This window comes from Runella salmonicolor, assembly GCF_024158025.1.
Taxonomy (GTDB): domain Bacteria; phylum Bacteroidota; class Bacteroidia; order Cytophagales; family Spirosomataceae; genus Runella; species Runella salmonicolor.
This window is the reverse complement of record NZ_JAMZEL010000012.1, coordinates 169,895-189,002: the sequence shown is the minus strand read 5'-3', so window position 1 is coordinate 189,002 and position 19,108 is coordinate 169,895. Positions and strand designations below refer to the sequence as shown.

Sequence of the window (19,108 nt, the reverse complement as noted above, 5' to 3'; positions counted from 1 at the left end):
GATTGACTCTAAATAAAGAGAATAAAATCGCGTATATTTGCCGTGATGATTAGTGAAGCAACCTACATAAACGAACTTTACACCAATTCAAAAGGAACGACCTATCAATGTGATCGTTCGGCCCGAATTATGGTAGAATTTGCAGGGTATAAAATGGCTTTCAGAATCAACGATTTTCTGAATTTTAAGCAGAAAGTCGACAATGTAGACTTACACGCGATGATTTTTAATCTTTCGGACGAATATGACTTTGAAGTCATTGAGGCTCCCCAAGCAAATCTTTCGCTGAAACTGACCCTTTGTGATTTGGTCCACTTGCGTGAATTGCTGGAAGGGACTAAATTTATGCTTGAATTGAATAGCCTGCTCTACGAGCGTATTTACAACGTACCCGCCTACGTTTAATCCATCACCATTTCTGACTGTTTGAAAGGTTTGCCGCCCTCGGGTGCAGACTCATTATTTCACACTTTATTGGTCAGGAATGAAATCAGTCTATGAATTTTTGAACGGTTATTTTGACCGAGTTTTTGTGGTCACGCTCAGGCGCGCCACTGACCGACAGGAGGCTATAAAACAGCATCTTGAGGGGTTAAACTATGAGCTCTTTTGGGCGGTAGATAAAAAGGATTTTACCCTCGCAGACTCCATCAAGTCGGGGGTGTATGATGAAGCCAAAGCGGTGAAATTCAATCGGCATAGGCACAGCAAATTATCGTTGGGTGAAATTGCCTGCGCTTGGTCGCACCGCAATCTTTACGAAAAAATTGTACAAGAAGGCCACGAACGCGTGCTGATTTTTGAAGACGACGTGGTGCCTAAACTTCAGATGCTAGAACTGCTGCTTACGACAATGAATCAACTGCCTGAACATTGGGAGTTGGTGTATCTTGGTTTTTTGAAAAATGAAGAAATAACGCCTAAACATTGGCGTAAAAAGCAGTTTTATAAATTGTTGGCCACCTTCCGAGCTTACAAGTGGCTCACCCGCCACCACGTCAATAATTTATATCCAAAACCTTACTCGACCAATTTACGCATTGCTGGTTTGCACGATTGTACGCACGCTTATGCTGTGTCAAAATCGGCAGCTGAAAAACTGCTGAAAGCACAAACCCCTCTGTATTCAAGAGCCGATGAGCTGATGACGCACGAGGTAATCAGAGGTAATCTTGCCGCCTTTATTTGCCGCCCCACCTTTTTTGATCAGGAAGATTTTGCGAGGGGCCACGCTAATGCAGATTCCTATATTTGGTCGTAGCAAAATGTAAATTAGGAAGAATAGAGGCTCGAAAAAGAGAAATCGAACCCATTCGCTATTCGGCGACGTAAGTACGACTTCCCCTTTTGCGCAACGCTTTACGAAGCAGAAGCGAGTTTTTTGACTTCTATGTAGAATCCTCGGTCTACGTCGAGCGCGGATGATTTTTTAACTTTTATAGACTTCCATTCGGTGGTCGGTTTCAGGGTTTTCCATTCGCCGTTTTCAGCTTTATACTTGACCGGCATGTCAAATCCTTCCACTACGTTGTTCCAACGGTATGAAAGTTTCTTTTTTTCGATGCGATACTCAAGCACCGGAATCCGAATATCACGCAGGTATTGGTCAAAAACTTTGCTCAGGTTGATACCCGCTTCGTTGCTAATGTAGTCCTCAATTTGCTGGGTTGTAACGGTTTGATGATAAAACGTTTTATTCATTCCGCGTAAGATGCCGCGCCATTTCTCGTCGTTGTTGATGATTTGACGAATCGTGTGTAGCATATTGCCGCCTTTGTAGTACATGTCGCCCGAGCCGCTGCGGTTTACGTTGTAGGTGCCGATAATAGGCTTATCGTTACGAATCAATTTACGGCAGCCAATCACGTAGTCGCTGCCTGCCTCTTTGCCGTAGTAATATTCGGTGTACAGATTTTCGGAATAGTTGGTAAAACTCTCGTGAATCCACATATCCGCTTGGTCTTTGTAGGTAATGTTGTTGGCGTACCATTCATGTCCAGATTCATGAATGATAATAAAATCCCATTTTAGGCCCCAACCAGTGGCGGATAAATCTCGACCCAAATAGCCATTTTTGTATCCGTTGCCGTAGGTGACCGAGCTTTGATGCTCCATGCCCAAGTAAGGGACCTCAACGAGCTTGTAGCTGTCTTCGTAAAAAGGGTAGGGGCCAAACCAATGTTCAAAAGCGCGAAGCATGGGTTTCGTCTGTTGAAATTGGGTTTTGGCTTTGTCAAGGTTTTCGGCGAGTGCGTAAAACGATAAATCCAGCGTACCTTTTTCGCCATTCAGCGTATCAGTCCACGCCACGTAGTTGCCGATGTTGACATTCACGCCGTAGTTATTAATGGGGTTCTGAACGTACCAGTCAAAGGTGCGCGTACCGTCGGGATTCTCGGTAATGCTCCGCAAGCGTCCGTTTGAAACATCCATGAGGGGCTTAGGCACTGTCACGCTGATGCGCATACTGTCGGGCTCATCGTACATGTGGTCTTTGCAGGGCCACCAGACGCTGGCGCCCAGCCCTTGACAAGAAGTAGCCACAAAAGGCAGTCCGTCTTTGTCTTTTTTCCACGAAAATCCGCCATCCCACGGGGCGCGCTTGGCTACGTGTGGGCGGCCGCTGTACTCTATAACCAAAGATTCTTGTTTTTGGGCCTCCTGTTTTTTGACTAAATCAATGAAAAAAGCGTTGCCATCTCGGCGAAAAGAAAGCGTTTGCCCATCTTGGGTAACGCGACTGATGTTCATCGGACGCTGTAAGTCAATTTGGAGGGTTTGGTAAGGTTGAAGGACTTTATAGCGCACTGTTACGCTGCCGTTGAGTGTGCTGTCTTGGGGTTGAACGCGGACATTGAGGTGATAAAACTGCAAATCCCACCAAGCACGTTCTTTGGTAATACTGCCACGAAGGGTGTCATCATGGGTAAAAATATAGGTTTGGGCGGAGGCGGCAAGCTGAAGTAAAAAAACAAGCGCAAAGGTGTAGAGGACTTTCATAGGAAACGGTAGATTAAAAGCCTTTTTGGGTGTTAGGTGTTGATGATTGTTTTTGGTCGGACAATAATACCGTTTTCGGGGCATAAAAAAAATCCGAACGGGAAGCCCAATCGGATTTTAAATCTTTACTCAACGTTATGAAAAACTCTATTGTTAAGACGTCGAGTGATGTATTTGGTTACATTTTTTTTTATTTTTTTTTGAAAATTTTTGCGTGTGCTATTTCAAAAGAATACCATTGAAATGTAACTATAAGATTATTAGGCAATTACGACGCAATCGCCGCGCTCTACTTCGTGTTCAATTTTTTTGTATTTCACATCTTTTACCACGCGACCGTCGCGGTATTGCACCGTTACTTTTTGGTTACGGTCGGCAATTTTGATGGTACGCACAGGAGCTTGCTTTTCTGCCTGACGGGCGGCGTAGGCATTGGGCCCGCCGCCAGTGGTTTCTTCTTCGATTTCGTCGTCGTGGCGGTTGGTCTGTAATTGTGGCTCAGCGCGGCGCGTTTGGCGTGGTGCTTGCTGCGGTGCTTCCTCCTGCGGAATGTGCGCTTTCATTAAGAAACTGATGGTTTCAAAATTCACTTTGGTCATCAGTCGTTTGAACAACTCTACGGATTCGAATTTATAAATCAACAAGGGGTCTTTCTGCTCGTAGGCGGCATTTTGTACCGATTGCTTCAAATCATCCATGTCGCGCAGGTGCTCTTTCCACTCTTGGTCGATGAGCGAAAGTACCACAAATTTCTCCATTTCGTGGATAATTTCGCGGCCGTTGGTCTCGATGGCTTTCTGGAGATTTACGCCGATTTGGGTGCCCTTGATGCCATCCGTAAACGGAATTACAATCTCATTGATGGTGGCGCCACGCTCGGCCGATATTTGCTTCAACACGGGCAATACTTGCTCAGCAATAGCTTTATTTTTAGCCAAGTAGTGCTTTTCTGCCGCGTCGTAAAGGCGCTGAGTACGTTGCTCTGGCTTGAGTTTGGCGTATTCTTCGCGGGTAAATGGAGGCTCAATTCCAAAATTGGTAATGGCTGCCAGCTCAAGTTCTTCGTAATTGTCTTCGGTATTGGCCAAGGCTTCGCTGGCTACGTCGTACATGGTGTCGGCAATATCGATGGCCAAACGGTCGCCAAATAGGGCATTGCGGCGGCGTTTGTAGATATTTTCGCGTTGCATGTTCATGACGTCGTCATATTCCAATAAGCGTTTACGCGTTCCGAAGTTGTTTTCTTCGACTTTCTTCTGCGCCCGTTCGATAGATTTTGACACCATAGAGTGCTGAATCACTTCGCCTTCTTCCAGACCCATGCGGTCCATCACGCCCGCAATCCGGTCAGAACCGAACATACGCATGAGGCCGTCTTCCAACGACACAAAGAACTGCGACGAACCCGGGTCACCCTGACGACCGGCACGTCCGCGCAACTGACGGTCAACGCGGCGGCTTTCGTGGCGCTCGGTACCGATGATGGCCAATCCACCCGCTGCTTTCGACTCGGCGGTCAGCTTGATGTCGGTACCCCGACCTGCCATGTTGGTGGCGATGGTCACGGTGCCGGGCTTTCCTGCTTCCGACACAATCTCGGCTTCGCGTTGGTGCTGCTTGGCGTTCAATACTTGGTGTGGAATCTTGCGTAGGGTAAGCATTCGGCTCAACAACTCCGAGTTTTCTACCGAAGTTGTACCCACCAGTACTGGGCGCCCTTTGCCAACGAGTTCGACGATTTCGTCTACTACGGCGTTGTATTTTTCGCGTACCGAACGGTACACTTTGTCTTCTTCATCTTTCCGAACGGCGGGGATGTTGGTTGGAATACTGACCACGTCCAATTTATAAATGGTCCAGAATTCTCCCGCTTCGGTTTCGGCCGTACCCGTCATACCGCAAAGTTTGTGGTACATACGGAAGTAGTTTTGCAACGTTACGGTGGCGTAGGTTTGGGTTGCGTCTTCTACTTTTACGTTTTCTTTGGCTTCTACGGCTTGGTGCAAACCGTCTGACCAACGGCGGCCTTCCATGATACGGCCCGTTTGCTCATCCACGATTTTGACCTTTCCGTCCATAATCACGTAATCCACATCTTTCTCAAAAAGCGAGTAGGCTTTCAACAACTGCTGAATTGTGTGGACACGTTGCGTTTTGATTGAATAGTCACGAATGACTTCCTCTTTACGAATCAGTTTCTGCTGGTCGTTAAGTTCAGGGTTTTTATCAATGATATTTAACTCAATAGATAAGTCTGGCATCACAAAGAATGCGGGGTCTTCGCTTTCACCAGTAATGTAGTCCAATCCTTTTTCCGTTAACTCAATGCTGTTGTTTCTTTCTTCAATCGTGAAATACAACGGTGCATCGGCCTGCGGCATCAGTTTTTGGTTTTCGGCCAAATAGATTTTCTCGGTTTCTTGCATCAGGGTTTTCATCCCCGTTTCACTCATAAATTTGATGAGTGGTTTATATTTTGGAAAACCACGATGGGCGCGGAACAATGCCAAACCACCTTCTTTCTTGTCGCCAGCCGCAATTTTCTTTTTGGCTTCGTTAAGCAAATCCGTTACGAGGCGTTTTTGGGCTTCCACTATGCGCGCTACGCGGGGCTTAAGTTCGGCAAAATCCTGCTCGTCGCCGCGCGGTACTGGACCGCTGATGATGAGTGGCGTACGGGCGTCGTCGACCAACACGGAGTCAACCTCATCGACCATCGCAAAATGGTGCTTGCGCTGTACCAATTCCTCGGGGCTGTGGGCCATGTTGTCGCGGAGGTAGTCAAAGCCAAACTCGTTGTTGGTTCCGTAAGTAATATCGGCCAAGTATGCCTGACGACGCGCAAAGGTATTGGGCTGGTGGCGGTCGATACAATCGACGCGCAACCCGTGAAACTCAAACAAAGGTCCGTTCCACTCGCTGTCGCGACGGGCCAGATAGTCGTTGACGGTTACAATGTGTACTCCCTGCCCCGCTAAGGCATTCAGGAACGCAGGCAAGGTAGCAACGAGCGTTTTACCTTCTCCCGTGGCCATCTCAGCGATTTTTCCTTGGTGTAGCACCGTTCCCCCGATGATTTGAACATCATAGTGAACCATGTTCCATTTGATAGGGTGCCCAGCCACATCCCAAGTAGTATTCCAAATGGCTTTATCGCCGTTGATGGTGATGTGGTTTTTCTTAACGGCCAATTCGTGGTCAATGAACGAAGCCGTCACTTCGATAGATTCGTTCTCGGTGAAGCGCCGCGCCGTTTCTTTCACAATGGCGAAAGCCGTGGGCAGAATGTGCAGCAAAACTTTTTCCAGTTCTTTGTCGCGCTCTAAACCCAAGGCGTCAATTTGCTTAAAAATTTCTTCTTTGGCATCCACATCCATCTCGACATCGTCGGTGATGCGTTGGCGCAAAGCGGCGATTTGGTCATCTATGGTTTTAAGCTGGCCCGCAATGTATGTTTTGAGTTCTTGGGTCGCATTACGCAGTTCGTCGTGGCTGAGGTTACGTAGTTTGGCAAATTCAGTATTTACTTTTTCTACGTAAGGGGAGAGTTCTTTCAAATCGCGGTCGGCCTTCGTTCCGAACAATCCCGTAAAACTTTTAGTGAGGAATTTTATCATTTCAAAATGGTAATTTTCAGTTTCTTAACTACTTAGTTGGACGACATTTTCTCAATGCCCTTTTTAATACCTTTACTCAAGCGAATATTGATGTCTCTAACATTTTAACCCTTGGTTCTGAATACCACCTACTATAATTAGAGCTATCAGCGAGCCATAGATGTCAAGTTATACTTCGTTAGCTGGTTTCACCAATATCGCGCCCATGCCCTTGTTTTTTTCGCAAAGTTAGCTTTTTGTCAATAGTTTAATAACAATATTCGCGCTACAATATTTTATTAGGACAAAATGGCAGTGAAACAAAAATGCGCTGACAGGTTGCCAATGGTTTTTTTACCTATATAATAAACGGTAATCGGGTTTAAAAGTAGTAATTATAAGACCTAAATTACTTCTATAAGCCAATACACTAAACGCCTATTTACCATGTTAAAACAAACCGCTTCTATTCTCTTTTTAGTACTTGCTGCCTTTTTTGCCAATGCCCAATCTCCCAACACGCTTTCGGCACAGGAGAAAAGAGAAGGCTGGCAACTGCTTTTCAACGGCAAAGACGTCAGCGGGTGGCATTCTTACGGGGCCAAGGGCATTGGCTCGGCGTGGATTGTGGAGCAGGGTGCGTTGAAATTGAACGTTCCCCAACGCGCGGGCAACAAAGCGCCCAACGGCGGCGATATTGTAAGCGAAGTGCCCATCACTGGCGATTTTGAATTTAAGGCCGATTGGAAAGTAAGCCCGTTGGCAAACAGTGGTATTTTCTTTTTTGTCAAAGAAGCCGCTCAATACAAAAATATGCACGATACGGGGCTGGAATTGCAGGTACTTGACGATAAAATTTACGAAGGAGCAGCGGAGAACAAACACCGAGCAGGCGATTTTTTTGGTGTTGCCAACGCCCGTATTCGAGAAATAAACCCCGTGGGCGAATGGAATTCGGTGGTGTTTAGCGTTCGCAAAAAGAAATTGACCGTAACGCTCAACGGGTTTGTGGTGCAAGAACACGATTTGGCAAGCGCCGATTGGAAGCAGCGCGTGGCAGGAAGCGGATTAAAAAACGCCCCGATTGCTCAGGGCGTTTTTACTGGATTGTTGGGCTTGCAGGATTGGGGCAGCACGGTTTGGTACCGCAATCTCAAACTCAGAAAGTTATAGGCACTTCCACAATGGTATTGTCCCAGCCCATGCGCATGATGGCGTCGGTGCCTTTGGGGAATTGGATGGAAAAATGCTCAATCGGAGCCTCTGTCGATTTCTTTGCCGGCACCGTAAAGCGTGCCACATCGTTGGCCTCCTTGTATTTAAACGCCCCCCAGTAATCGAGGTCAGAATTCAGGATGATGGTCCACTCGTTTTCTCCTGGGATAGTGAAGAGCGAATACGTACCCGCTTTCACTTTTTTGCCTTGAATGGTGGCGTCTTGATAAAACTTAATCTCGGCGTTTTCGTTGGCACCCGTCCGCCATACTTTGCCGTAAGGGATTAGTTTGCCAAATACTTCACGGCCATTTTTGGCGGGGCGACTGTAAGTGACACGCACGAGGGCTTTTTCACCATCTTTGCGGTCGTGAGCAAAATTGTCAGGGAAATAAGCATAATCCAGAGAGCTTTTGTCAACCGCTCTGAAGCCCTGCGCGTAGGCTCCCAATGCGCACAAACTTAAGAGGCAATAAATGAGGGTGGTCTTTTTCATTGTATTTGTGAGAATTAAGTGGTTTTTGGTTTGTGTATACGTGTGAAAGTGATGTGAGAGACTTTACTCATAACCTCGAATAAGAGTGATGTGTGAGAGGTTACTTATAACCTCGAATAAAAAGGTTCTCAAACCTTTGATTTACTGAATGACAATTTAAGATGCCTTACTGGAAGTAGTCGCCGTTTTGAGAAACGGCGACTACTCTTGATGCTACCGCATACTTGGGCGGGGCAACACGGGCAGGCTTTCGTGACCTTCTTCGCCCACAGCTTGCACCGCAAAAAAGTAATTGTCTTTGGAATAGGGCAAGGTTAGGCCGTTTTTGTCCGTAAAAAACTTCTTTTGCCAAAACGGCATGTGCGTTTCGCGCATGAGCACGTAGTAGCCTTTCACTTTGCCAGCTTTGGGCGTTTGCCAAAAAAGAGAGGTAGTATTGGTGAGATTGCGGGCTTCGAGCGTCACGTTTTGGGGCATGGCGGGTGCTTTGGCTAAGTTGGCCAGCGACGCTAAATTGAGACAAGTGTTTTTGCGCAAGTACTCAAAATCCATGTTTTTGGCGTAATCGCCGTATTCTACGCCTTTTTCAGTGCGCAAATCCTGGTGTTGGTTGTTAAAATTCTCGTTCATTTCGGTGATGCGTACCGCCGCAAAATCACGATTGACAAACGGCGTATGGTCGCCGCCGCGCAGGTAGCGGTCGTTGCGGTAGATAAGCCGCACTTCCAAATTATCGACGTACCGTTCGCCCACTTCTTTTACATAACGGGCCAATGTACGGGCCTTGCCGTCGTTTTCGGCCCCGTATTGCCGAACGCCCGCCGCGCGTTTGTCGGTCTCAAAGCCAGATAGACCTTCGCTAAAAATTCGGATTTTGGTGTTGTCAATCAGGCGGGTGTCGGGGCTGTGGTTGGAGCCCATGATGTCGTTGTTGAGCAATGCTTCGAGGTTCCATTTTTCATTTACGGCGCGCTCGGCCAAATGGTTAGCCCCTAATAGACCTTGCTCTTCTCCGCTTACGGCCACAAAAATAATGGTGGCTGGAAAGGAATATTTGCTCATCACACGCGCCAATTCAATCACGGCTGCCGTGCCGCTGCCGTCGTCGTTGGCCCCGGGGGCGTCAGATTCGCGATTGCTGACGTTGCTTACGCGGCTGTCAATGTGCCCGCTGACCATGAAAATACGGTCGTCGTTGGGGTCGGTGCCTTTGAGGGTGGCCATTACGTTGCCGATTTCCTGCGGTTGATCCACACGCCGTCCGTCGGGTTGGAGCATCCATGTATCAATGGTGGCCGTCATGCGTCCGCCCGATTGTTTGGCAAATTCATTGAAACGACTCAGTACCCATTTTCGGGCCGCGCCAATCCCGCGTTTGGGGTCGGTGACGGTGCTCATGGTGTGGCGAGTGCCAAAGCTAACGAGCTTGTCGATATGACTGCGCAGGCTGTCGGGCGAGACCTCCGCCAGCATGGCCGAAATCATCGGGTCGCGCTGGATGACCTGTTGGGCAGAACCATTAAAAGCAAAAAGGATGCAGAGTAGGAGGAGAGTAGTTGTTCTTTTCATACGGTTTGATTGAAGGTTGATGATAAAGTAACTTACGGCAACGCCGAAAAGTTAATCGTCGGAATTCTATTTGCGGCATCTCTCCTAAATGTGCCGTCGAGCGGTACAAAATCGTTGAAAAAACCGCAGTTGCGCAGGTAAAAGCTGCCATTGGAAAGACCGCCCGCGTAGTCTTTTCGGTAGTTTTTGCGGGCGGTGTTGTCGCCCGTAAATCTGGCTTCGGTGAGTTCTTTCCATTGTCCTGCCGTAGTACGGACCCATTGATTGCTGTACAGCCCCATTCGGCTAGTGTTACCCGTTTCAGGTATGAAATTTTCCAGAAATGAGTGCAATGATTTTAAATACGTAGACGTTTTTGGGCGTTTGAAACTTGCAATCAATCGCCATTTATTTTCTTCTGGTGCAAAAAAGTAAGCCGTATAAGTAGTGTAATTGTCGGCCGTGGGTTTGCCTTGGAGCAAAAATTTGTAAGTGTTTCCCGCCTTCCAGTTGTATTTCAGGTAGCTCTGTCCGCCTGCGCCTTCATTGCCAAATTCGCCCGTGTAGACATCAGGCCCTTTTTTGAGCATCACAATTTTTTGTTCGTCGGGAATGGCGTTGGGGTTGTCGGTTTCGAAGGGGCTCCACACCGAAAACAAAATCCGCCGCTCGGTGGGAGAATTGACCTGAATGCCAAAATACCCTTCCTTAAAACCATTGGCCATAAAATAAGAACCCATGACGTCCTGACCTTGGGGAATGGTAAGTTCGTTGTAAAACCATTCAATGTCTTCATTAGCAGGCAGTGGGTAATTCAAGTGGACGGATGGCCCACGGCGTCCCCAATAAAAATATTCGCCCACGTTGTTTTTCACAAAAACGGTTTCGGCATTGACAGCGCTACCGCTCACACTGATGCTTTGTGCCGCGCCAAACGTCGCGCCTGTTTTAGAAATCCCTTGTAAATCAATGCTTAAATAGCCTGGTTCTTTGATTGCCCATTCGCCAACAAAATATTCCTGCGTTCCTTCGGAAGCAATCATAACGGGTAGCGTTTTGCCCGCCACCGCAACGGCGGCTTTACTTTCTCCGTTGGCCGTAATCATGACGGAGACCTTCAATTTTCCTGCCTGATTTACCCTCAAAAATGTTCGACAAACGGTGGAGGGATTAGTCCATTGCTCAAACCCATTTTTGGTTATCTTCTCCGATTTAGTGGCGCTGATGAGCCACGCATTTCCACCGATGGGGATAGTTTGTTTATTGGCTTCGTGTCCGTTGGGAATGGTTTGCGAAGTAACCCGGCAACTGATGAAGAAGACCGCAATGATAAAACAAATGATTTTAGAGGGAGAAGTCATCAGGGAAGGAATTGGTTTTAGTTCTTGCAAAGAAAGGCTGTTTGTTCATAAAACTAATGGACTTAAATTGCCTGTAACGTGTCATTATAACCATTGGTTATAAAAGATAGGTTTTTATGATTGGCGCATGAATCATGTATAATTTACTTTTGGGCACAAATTAAGAAACAAAGCACAAAAAACGATTAGATAATTTCTTATTGGTTAAACGTACAAATAATTACCAAAGGTTATGATTACAACAGATATATGCATCATTGGCGCGGGTCCCGTTGGCTTGTTCAGCGTGTTTGAAGCAGGTTTATTAAAAATGCGGTGTCATCTGATTGATGCCTTGCCGCAAATAGGCGGGCAGCTGTCAGAAATTTATCCCCAAAAGCCCATTTATGATATACCTGGCTATCCCACCATCAAGGCGCAGGAGTTGGTGGATAATCTAATGCTGCAAATTGCCCCCTTCAACCCTAGTTTTACCTTGGGAGAACGGGTAGAAACCATTGATAAACAAGAAGATGGCTCAATGATTGTCAAGACGTCGGATGCTACCGAAGTGCATTGTCAGGTGGTGGTCATTGCGGGCGGATTGGGGTGTTTTGAGCCCCGAAAACCAGAGATTGCTGGTTTGGAGCATTTTGAAGGGAAAGGCGTAGCCTACATGGTGAAAAATCCCGAAAAATTCAGAAACAAAGAAATTGTGATTGCGGGTGGTGGCGACTCAGCGTTGGACTGGACGGCGTATCTGGCCGACATCGCCAAGACCACCACCCTGATTCATCGCAGCGATACGTTCAGAGGAGCGCCCGACTCGGCCGAAAAAGTGTTTGCGTTGGCCGAGCAGGGTAAAATTAACCTCATTTTACAATCAAATGTAGTGAGTTTGAACGGCAATGGGCACCTGAAAGAAGTGGTGGTGACGGGCAAAGACAAAAATAGCTACGCGGTGCCTTCCGACTATTTTATTCCGTTGTTTGGCTTGAGTCCAAAACTGGGGCCGATTGCCGAGTGGGGTCTGAACATCAATAAATCAGCGATTGAGGTAAACACTTTGGACTATTCCACCAACGTGGAGCGTATCTACGCCATTGGTGACATCAACACCTATCCTGGGAAACTCAAACTCATTTTGACGGGCTTTCACGAAGCGGCTATGATGTGCCAAAGCGCCTTCAAATTTGTGTATCCCAACCAACACCTGAGTTTTAAATATACGACGGTCAACGGAGTGAACGCTTTTTAACTACTTTACAGATACTACAAAAATGATACAATTCACCATAGAAGATAGAATAGGAGAGCGTCAAACGCTCGAAATCCCCGAAGGCATTGGCTTAAATTTAATGGAAGTCTTAAAGGCCTCTGAGTACAACATCTTGGCTACTTGCGGTGGCATGGCACTGTGCGCTACCTGTCACGTCGAAATTTTGGACGGTGGCGATAGCCTGACTCCCGTCAGCGACGCCGAACTGGACATTTTGGACACCCTGCCCTCGGCCACTTCTTGCAGCCGTTTGGCGTGTCAGTTACGCGTGGATGAAACCATGGTAGGCACTACTTTCAAGATTCGCGGCGAAGAGCATTAATACTTAACACTATCTATCGTCTTACTCCTTCATAGCCAAGCTGTGAAGGAGTATTTTTTTATGCCTATTTTTTAAAATATATTCTAAAATTAATTAATGTAAGTATCTCATTATCAGTTTGTATTGTGGGCTATGTAAAATACTTTTTAAAATTGTTCATAATGCCTGCTACGTTGGTTGTTTTAATCGTATATACGTCTTAACATGTTTTTAACAAGCAGGGTGTGGTGACGTCAAAACCTTCCTGTGTTAAAGGGCCTGTTTTTGTAAATCTTTCCACTCATTATAAACGCTATCCAACAATGAAGGCATTACTAAAAAACCTCGTACCAGTTCTTTTGATGACGATTGGAATGACGATTAACGGCTACTCGGCCAGCTCTGGCTCAGGGAGAACTTCGACGTCAACAATGACTCCCGCGCAAGCGGAGGCAATGATGAAACGCTTGGAGGAAATTAAAGCAATGGAACCCGACAATTTGACCCGCAGCGAGCGCAAAGCCGTGCGGAAAGAAGTAAAGGAAATCAAAAAAGCAATGGCAAACTACAACGGTGTTTATCTTTCTGTTGGTGCCATTATTGTCATCGTTTTATTACTGATTTTGATTCTTTAATCAAAACCTGCTACGGTGTTATTCACCAGTTTAAGCTTCCAAACAAAAGCGTCGCCATCAAATCATGGCGACGCTTTTGTTTGGAAGAACGGGCAAGTTTAGTTGCACTTTGCCAACTGGTCGGCGTAAGGTTTTGTGTCAATTTTGGCGGCCTTCGCAATCGTTAGGGCTTCCTGAGCGGCCTTTTTACCTTCGGCTTTTTTTCCAGTTCTGAGATAGGCTTTTGACAAATCATTGTACAAGTCGGCTAGCTTATCTTTGGTATGGTTGGCGTTGGAGGTTTTAAATAATTTAGCTCCGTCGTTTACCCACAAAATCAAAGAAGGTACGTAAGAGTTTTCGGTGGCTTTTTCGTTGAAAAGACGAACAATGTAGGAGTAATCCAGAAAGTCCATCGTCGCAATTTTACGATACTCGTTGAAACGGGCAGTGGCGGCTGGGGTATTTTTTTCGCGAAAATGCGCTTCCAATTCCTTCAACAGCGTGCGCGGAGCAACGACTTTGGCGGGGTTGCCGAGCTTAATCATTGCTTCCCGCATGGCCACCACTTCTGAGGCCTTGAGGCTGTTGGTACGCGGCCCGTAAAGTGTGTTGTAAATGATGGCTTCGGCGGCGTCTTTGACCGCTTTTGGATTTTCGGCGTTATTGTATTTCTGATATTTGGGCAGGTTGGCAAAAAAATGTTTGGCCAGCGGGTTCTGGAAGTCGTTGATTAACCGTGAAATAATGTAAAAACCGTTGGCGCTTTCCATGTCGGCGGGTTTGGTGAGCAACTTGGCAAAATCGTTACCGATTTGACTCTGGCGTGTTATGTCTTTGGTGGCTTTGGCATATTTGCCGTAATTGACTAGAAACTCCAGTCCGCGTTCGCCTTTAGCGTAGCGGGCGGCGTAGTTGCTCGTGCGCAGTGTAGGGGTGAGGGCTTCGTTGCCGTGTTTAATGACTTCGGTAATAAATTCGGCGCGGTTGGGACGCTCAGCAGGGGCCGCTTGGTGAATCAATTGGCCGTTGGCATCAAAAAAGAAAAGCAGCGGAAATTCGGGATAGGTAATGCCTTTTTGCAGTTGTAATTCCTTAGAAATGGGCGAATTGGCTTCTATCTTACTGCTCACAAAGGCAGGATTGAAAAACTCCCCAACTTTTTTTTCTTGTAATACGGGGGCCAACGCCGCGCAGTGAGGACAACCGTTGAGGTAGACTTCCACCATCAACAGCTTGTTTTGCTGACGGGCCAAGTTGACCAATTGTTGAAAATTACCTTCTTCAAATTTGATACCTTGACTCAAAACTGGAAAAAACAAAAGGGAAAAAACAAGGGAGAACAACGTAGATTTCATGAGAATAGAATAAATAATAAAATGTGTTTTGGCTGACATGTACAGGTACAAAACGGCAGGCATTGCCAATGAGCCGGAAAATTAACGGATTTATATCAAATAACGTACCATTATGGGGAGAGTGAGCGTGAGTCTATGATTTTCTGTTATTGTTATTGAGAAGAAGGAGCCATTGGATTTGGCTCCTTCTTAGACATTAGTACCACAGAACTGGAAATCGGTACCGAAACGCTTCAATACCGATTTACAGACTAAGAATAGCCATCTCACACGTACTTTACACTACTTGTTGCGTTTGCCAATCTTCGGGGATGACTCATGTTTGTTTTACTTAAGAAAACGAGGCTAAAACTATCGCAACGTCAAAATATACGTACCTCCCTTATATTCGTATTCTGCCACTTTCCCTTTTCCCTTGTATGCCACTTTAAAACCGTGGTTTTCGAGCAAATAAAGGGCATCGCGGAGCGACATTCCTTTCAAATTGGGCAATTTATTAGGGTCGGCATCGCGGCTTTCCCACTTTACACCGTCCTTATCTTTTTTGGCTTCTACCCATCCGTTGATATTCACCGGCGACTCAATGTCCATTTCTTCGGCCACCACCCGCAGGTCATCAGCATGACCCGCCCGCAGCTGACGCGACATTTCGGAGTTCTTATTTTGTTGTTTCGGAATCGGTGGGTGCATGTTGATGTCATACCCCACAATCCGGTCTACCACTTCCTTAAATACGGGTGCCGCCACGCTGCCCGCGTAAAGTTGCTCCATGCTGAACCCTCGCGGGCTATCAACCACCACCAACACCGAATAACGAGGAGCATCGGCGGGGAAATAGCCGATAAACGACGTATTGTACAACCCCGGCACGTAGCGGCCATTCACGAGTTTTTGAGCCGTACCCGTTTTTCCCGCAATTTTGTAAAACGGATTTTTGATATTCGTGGCCGTTCCGTGCTCCACCACTCCTTCCAACATTTTTCGAGCATTGCGCAAAGAATTTTCGGACGCAATACGCTCTTCGCTGCGGAATGGCACCATTTCCTGCACAATTTGATCAGCCTGTTTTATCTGTTTGACCAGCATCGGGCGCACCCAGTAGCCATCATTGGCAACGGCATTGTAAAATGAAAGCATCTGCAAAGGTGTCAATTCTGACTCATAGCCGTAGCTCATGTACGTCAGCGAGGTCTTGCTCCAGCGTTTGTCAGATGGAATCCTAACGCGGGGGTCTGGCTCTCCTTTCATCTGAATGCCCGTAGGCTCACGCAGGTGAAAGCGCTTCAGATAACCCACATATTTATCAGGTTTTGCATAAAAATAATCTTTCATCACCAAGTGAACACCCACGTTTGAGGATTTTTCAAACACCTGCTGCGCCGTGATACTGCCGTGTCCTACGCGTTTTGTATCCCGAATGATAGCCGACTTGTAGGTCGCAATTCCGTTGCCAGTATGGTACATGCGTTTGGGCGACATCCCTTCTTCCAAAGCCGCCAACATGGAGGCCAATTTAAAGGTAGAGCCGGGGTTTCCCAACCCTGCGAGGGCGTGATTATAGGTTTCGCGGTAGCTTGAATCGGTATCGCGAGAGAGGTTGGCAATGGCCCGAATCTCACCCGTTTGGACCTCCATCACAATCACACAACCATAAGCTGCATTATAACTACGGAGCGTATTGCGAAGTGCCGTTTCGGCAATGTCCTGAAAATTAACGTCGATGGTGGTGTGTAAGTCGTAACCGTTGGATGGTTGCAGTCCATCTTCGTCTTCGTTGGGCATAAATGTCTGATCATCAAGGACTCGGTACAGCCCTACGCCCGGAGTCCCTGCCAATCGCTTTTCAAAACTAGCTTCCAGTCCTACCAATCCGCGCCGGGTCTTTTTGTCAAGATAGCCAATGGTACGCTCCGCCAATGAACCGAAAGGATTATAACGCTCGTAGGTAATCATCAATTTTCCACCTCGACTGCGCCCTGTAGAGGAAAAACGGCGGAAAAATGGCCAGCCTTTCCAGGTGGCTTTTTCGGTTGTGCCGTCCTTTTTTTTGACAATTCCCTTAAATTCTTGCCCCAAAATAATGCTGTACTCACGGTAAGTAACTTTACGTTTAAGCAGTCGAATATTGCGGTTTCCACGCCGCTCGTTCCGCTCAAATTCATGTCGGGCAAAGAGTAGCTCTTTCACATAACTCTCAGCCGTCCGTTGCCCAAAAGTCTTGGCCAAAAGCGTTCCCAACGAGTCGACCCGGGTGTAGAAATACACGCTGTCGGCCACCGTAGGGTCGATAGAAACCTCAAAATAAGGCAACGACGTCGCCATCAGACTGCCATCATTGGAGTAAATATTGCCGCGCATGGCGGGAATGGTATCCACGCGAACGGTTTTGGACATGTATTCAATCCAAGGTTTTCCCTTGTAAAGATCGTAGTGTTGAATATAAAAAATGCGGTAAATAACCAGCGCCCCAAGAATAATAAGCCCAATGGCTACTACCCAAGAACGCTGCAAAATATCGTCACGAATATTTCCAGTTTTGCCTCTCATGGTTAGGGTTAATTAACGGTACAAATGCCAATGGCTTACTTTTTCACTTCAATACGCTGGGGCGTTTTTCGGCTTTCCGACAAGCCCATTTTGGCCACTTTAGGAGCCAATTCTGATTGTTTACCCATTTTCATATAATTGGCTTTCAGAATGGTATAGGCGGCCCGATAGTTATTGACTTCTTCGGTTGCTTTGCGAAGTTGCCGCATTTGTCGTTCGGCATTGATGCGAAAAAAAATCACAATAAGCCCTAACAAAAGTAAATAGAGGGTTCCGTCGAGGTATCTTACGGGAAATTCGCGTCCGCCAATCCACTTTTCAACTTGGAACCATTGCCCAAGCCAGCTCAATACTCGGCTTTTGCTGCGAACGGCGCGCGCGGTACGCTTTTGGTTTTGGGCTTTTAAGACATTGATGGCCATAGGTCAAATGTTTTGCTGATGACTGTTATAACTACTACTTGATGACTTACAATTTTTCGGCAATACGCAGTTTTGCGCTGCGTGCGCGGGAGTTTTTGGCAATCTCTTCGGCTGATGCTTCGATGGGTTTACGCGTGACCGACTGCAAGGGTTTGAGGTCGTTGCCAAACAAGTCTTTTTCTACTTCTCCGTAAAACTTGCCTTTGCCGATAAAATTTTTCACCAACCGGTCTTCCAGCGAATGATACGACATCACCACCAACCGTCCTTTGACCTTGAGCACTTCTGCCGATTGCGTCAAAAAATCCTGCAAAGCGCCCATTTCGTCGTTTACTTCAATGCGCAACGCCTGAAATACTTGCGCAAAATATTTGTTTTCTTTCCCTCTCGGCACGCAGCGTTGGAGGCTTGCCTTCAAATCATTCACGGTTTCGAGCGGTCCGTTGGCGCGGGCTGCCACTACCGCCAACGCCGCCGTTTTGGCATTTTGTAACTCACCATACATGCCAAAAATACGGTGTAATTCTTCGGCCGAATAGCCATTGACAATATCCCGGGCCGAGACGCCGCCACGCGGGTTCATTCGCATGTCTAAATTGGCCTCAAAGCGCGTCGAAAAACCGCGCTCGGGCGTGTCAAACTGATGCGACGAAACCCCCAAGTCTCCCAAAATTCCATCCACTTGCTTAACGCCGTACAAGCGCAGGTATTTTTGAAGAAGACGAAAATTAGCATCCACAAACGTAAGACGCTTATCATCAATCGCTTCGGCATTGGCCCGGGCGTCGGGGTCTTGGTCAAAAGCAAACAGACGACCTTTTTCGCCGAGCTGTGCCAAAATGGCCTTAGAATGCCCTCCACCGCCAAACGTAACATCTACATAAACGCCATCGGGACGAATCGCCAAACCTTCCAGACACTCTGCCAGTAATACAGGATTATGATACATTTTTTAATATTTAGTAGGGGCAAGCCTTGCGTTTAACCAAACCACAGGCCTATCCCCAACGCGAGTCAGTGAACAACCGCAAAATTAACGAACTTGATGAGATACGGGGCAGAGTTCGTCAAATTAACTGACGAACGAATTGGTAAAAAATAGTTACAGGGGGTAATGACAGTAATTTCTCGTAAGGCAAAGATAGAAATTTGCCGAAAACAGGCACGAATTCCATACTTTCTTTTTTTGGGAAAAGAATCGTAGGGGTTCAGCCACCATCAGTTCTAATTAAACAGAATGTATGGTGTAGAGTGTGTGCCATAACCTGCGTTTTATAGCCCAAAACCTTCGCCGCACGTCTAGTAGGGGCAGTAAGACAAAAACCAATCTCCTGTTTATCTTAGAAAATCAACCACCGCCTTCACCAATGATGTTTTGCCCGTCCCAGCCGC

The 19,108-nt window shown here is 46.9% G+C and carries 15 protein-coding genes; 6 read left to right on the top strand and 9 right to left on the bottom strand.

What is annotated here, in order from left to right; all coding sequences use genetic code 11:
* Window positions 1–45 precede the first annotated feature (45 nt).
* Together NCI00_RS23395 and NCI00_RS23390 are read left to right on the top strand one after the other, a co-directional pair.
* Complete coding sequence (locus tag NCI00_RS23395; RefSeq protein ID WP_114066593.1) at window positions 46–405, top strand: hypothetical protein; 360 nt, start codon at window positions 46–48, stop codon at window positions 403–405.
* A 79-nt stretch (window positions 406–484) separates the two neighbouring features.
* The gene (locus tag NCI00_RS23390) at window positions 485–1,261 is read left to right on the top strand and encodes a glycosyltransferase family 25 protein (RefSeq protein ID WP_253531827.1); all 777 of its coding nucleotides are present in this window, start codon (window positions 485–487) and stop codon (window positions 1,259–1,261) included.
* Between the two features lie 98 nt (window positions 1,262–1,359).
* Here NCI00_RS23390 and NCI00_RS23385 read toward each other — a convergent pair whose 3' ends face one another.
* Window positions 1,360–3,000 carry a M1 family metallopeptidase gene (locus tag NCI00_RS23385; RefSeq protein WP_253531826.1) on the bottom strand — a complete coding sequence of 547 codons (1,641 nt, stop codon included), beginning with the start codon at window positions 2,998–3,000 and terminating at the stop codon, window positions 1,360–1,362.
* 260 nt (window positions 3,001–3,260) lie between these two features.
* Window positions 3,261–6,617 (bottom strand): preprotein translocase subunit SecA, encoded by a 3,357-nt coding sequence (secA, locus tag NCI00_RS23380; RefSeq protein ID WP_253531825.1) that lies wholly within the window; start codon window positions 6,615–6,617, stop codon window positions 3,261–3,263.
* A 426-nt stretch (window positions 6,618–7,043) separates the two neighbouring features.
* On the opposite strand from secA, the gene NCI00_RS23375 reads away from it, so the two are divergent.
* On the top strand, window positions 7,044–7,769 hold the full coding sequence (locus NCI00_RS23375; protein ID WP_253531823.1) for a 3-keto-disaccharide hydrolase: 726 nt from the start codon (window positions 7,044–7,046) through the stop codon (window positions 7,767–7,769).
* Here NCI00_RS23375 and NCI00_RS23370 read toward each other — a convergent pair.
* From NCI00_RS23370 to NCI00_RS23360, 3 genes are all read right to left on the bottom strand, one after another.
* Entirely contained in the window at window positions 7,756–8,307 is a 552-nt protein-coding gene (locus NCI00_RS23370; protein ID WP_253531821.1) for a DUF2911 domain-containing protein, read from the bottom strand. The genes NCI00_RS23375 and NCI00_RS23370 overlap by 14 nt on opposite strands.
* A 213-nt stretch (window positions 8,308–8,520) precedes the next feature.
* Complete coding sequence (locus NCI00_RS23365) at window positions 8,521–9,876, bottom strand: M20/M25/M40 family metallo-hydrolase (RefSeq protein ID WP_253531819.1); 1,356 nt, start codon at window positions 9,874–9,876, stop codon at window positions 8,521–8,523.
* 32 nt (window positions 9,877–9,908) lie between these two features.
* On the bottom strand, window positions 9,909–11,216 hold the full coding sequence (locus tag NCI00_RS23360) for a DUF3472 domain-containing protein (protein WP_253531817.1): 1,308 nt from the start codon (window positions 11,214–11,216) through the stop codon (window positions 9,909–9,911).
* Between the two features lie 232 nt (window positions 11,217–11,448).
* Between NCI00_RS23360 and NCI00_RS23355 the strand changes: the two genes are divergently transcribed.
* From NCI00_RS23355 to NCI00_RS23345, 3 genes are all read left to right on the top strand, one after another.
* The gene (locus NCI00_RS23355) at window positions 11,449–12,453 is read left to right on the top strand and encodes an NAD(P)/FAD-dependent oxidoreductase (protein ID WP_253531815.1); all 1,005 of its coding nucleotides are present in this window, start codon (window positions 11,449–11,451) and stop codon (window positions 12,451–12,453) included.
* Window positions 12,454–12,475: 22 nt separating this feature from the next.
* Entirely contained in the window at window positions 12,476–12,796 is a 321-nt protein-coding gene (locus NCI00_RS23350; RefSeq protein ID WP_114460491.1) for a 2Fe-2S iron-sulfur cluster-binding protein, read from the top strand.
* Between the two features lie 302 nt (window positions 12,797–13,098).
* Window positions 13,099–13,410 (top strand): hypothetical protein, encoded by a 312-nt coding sequence (locus NCI00_RS23345; RefSeq protein WP_253531812.1) that lies wholly within the window; start codon window positions 13,099–13,101, stop codon window positions 13,408–13,410.
* A 98-nt stretch (window positions 13,411–13,508) separates the two neighbouring features.
* Here NCI00_RS23345 and NCI00_RS23340 read toward each other — a convergent pair whose 3' ends face one another.
* The 4 genes from NCI00_RS23340 to rsmH form a co-directional block, all read right to left on the bottom strand.
* Window positions 13,509–14,747: a hypothetical protein gene (locus tag NCI00_RS23340; protein ID WP_253531810.1), complete on the bottom strand. Its 1,239-nt coding sequence runs from the start codon at window positions 14,745–14,747 to the stop codon at window positions 13,509–13,511.
* 351 nt (window positions 14,748–15,098) lie between these two features.
* The gene (locus NCI00_RS23335; RefSeq protein WP_253531808.1) at window positions 15,099–17,294 is read right to left on the bottom strand and encodes a penicillin-binding transpeptidase domain-containing protein; all 2,196 of its coding nucleotides are present in this window, start codon (window positions 17,292–17,294) and stop codon (window positions 15,099–15,101) included.
* A gap of 35 nt (window positions 17,295–17,329) precedes the next feature.
* Complete coding sequence (locus NCI00_RS23330) at window positions 17,330–17,716, bottom strand: FtsL-like putative cell division protein (protein WP_166559966.1); 387 nt, start codon at window positions 17,714–17,716, stop codon at window positions 17,330–17,332.
* A 46-nt stretch (window positions 17,717–17,762) separates the two neighbouring features.
* The gene (gene rsmH / locus NCI00_RS23325; protein ID WP_253531805.1) at window positions 17,763–18,665 is read right to left on the bottom strand and encodes a 16S rRNA (cytosine(1402)-N(4))-methyltransferase RsmH; all 903 of its coding nucleotides are present in this window, start codon (window positions 18,663–18,665) and stop codon (window positions 17,763–17,765) included.
* Between the last annotated feature and the right edge of the window lie 443 nt (window positions 18,666–19,108).

What these genes read in the sequence shown, in the direction of transcription:
- rsmH (WP_253531805.1), bottom strand. Translation starts at nt 18,665, where the DNA reads ATGTATCATAATCCTGTATTACTGGCAGAGTGTCTGGAAGGTTTGGCG.
- NCI00_RS23350 (WP_114460491.1), top strand. Translation starts at nt 12,476, where the DNA reads ATGATACAATTCACCATAGAAGATAGAATAGGAGAGCGTCAAACGCTC.
- NCI00_RS23375 (WP_253531823.1), top strand. Translation starts at nt 7,044, where the DNA reads ATGTTAAAACAAACCGCTTCTATTCTCTTTTTAGTACTTGCTGCCTTT.
- NCI00_RS23345 (WP_253531812.1), top strand. Translation starts at nt 13,099, where the DNA reads ATGAAGGCATTACTAAAAAACCTCGTACCAGTTCTTTTGATGACGATT.
- secA (WP_253531825.1), bottom strand. Translation starts at nt 6,617, where the DNA reads ATGATAAAATTCCTCACTAAAAGTTTTACGGGATTGTTCGGAACGAAG.
- NCI00_RS23355 (WP_253531815.1), top strand. Translation starts at nt 11,449, where the DNA reads ATGATTACAACAGATATATGCATCATTGGCGCGGGTCCCGTTGGCTTG.
- NCI00_RS23370 (WP_253531821.1), bottom strand. Translation starts at nt 8,307, where the DNA reads ATGAAAAAGACCACCCTCATTTATTGCCTCTTAAGTTTGTGCGCATTG.
- NCI00_RS23340 (WP_253531810.1), bottom strand. Translation starts at nt 14,747, where the DNA reads ATGAAATCTACGTTGTTCTCCCTTGTTTTTTCCCTTTTGTTTTTTCCA.
- NCI00_RS23330 (WP_166559966.1), bottom strand. Translation starts at nt 17,716, where the DNA reads ATGGCCATCAATGTCTTAAAAGCCCAAAACCAAAAGCGTACCGCGCGC.
- NCI00_RS23385 (WP_253531826.1), bottom strand. Translation starts at nt 3,000, where the DNA reads ATGAAAGTCCTCTACACCTTTGCGCTTGTTTTTTTACTTCAGCTTGCC.
- NCI00_RS23365 (WP_253531819.1), bottom strand. Translation starts at nt 9,876, where the DNA reads ATGAAAAGAACAACTACTCTCCTCCTACTCTGCATCCTTTTTGCTTTT.
- NCI00_RS23395 (WP_114066593.1), top strand. Translation starts at nt 46, where the DNA reads ATGATTAGTGAAGCAACCTACATAAACGAACTTTACACCAATTCAAAA.
- NCI00_RS23390 (WP_253531827.1), top strand. Translation starts at nt 485, where the DNA reads ATGAAATCAGTCTATGAATTTTTGAACGGTTATTTTGACCGAGTTTTT.
- NCI00_RS23335 (WP_253531808.1), bottom strand. Translation starts at nt 17,294, where the DNA reads ATGAGAGGCAAAACTGGAAATATTCGTGACGATATTTTGCAGCGTTCT.
- NCI00_RS23360 (WP_253531817.1), bottom strand. Translation starts at nt 11,216, where the DNA reads ATGACTTCTCCCTCTAAAATCATTTGTTTTATCATTGCGGTCTTCTTC.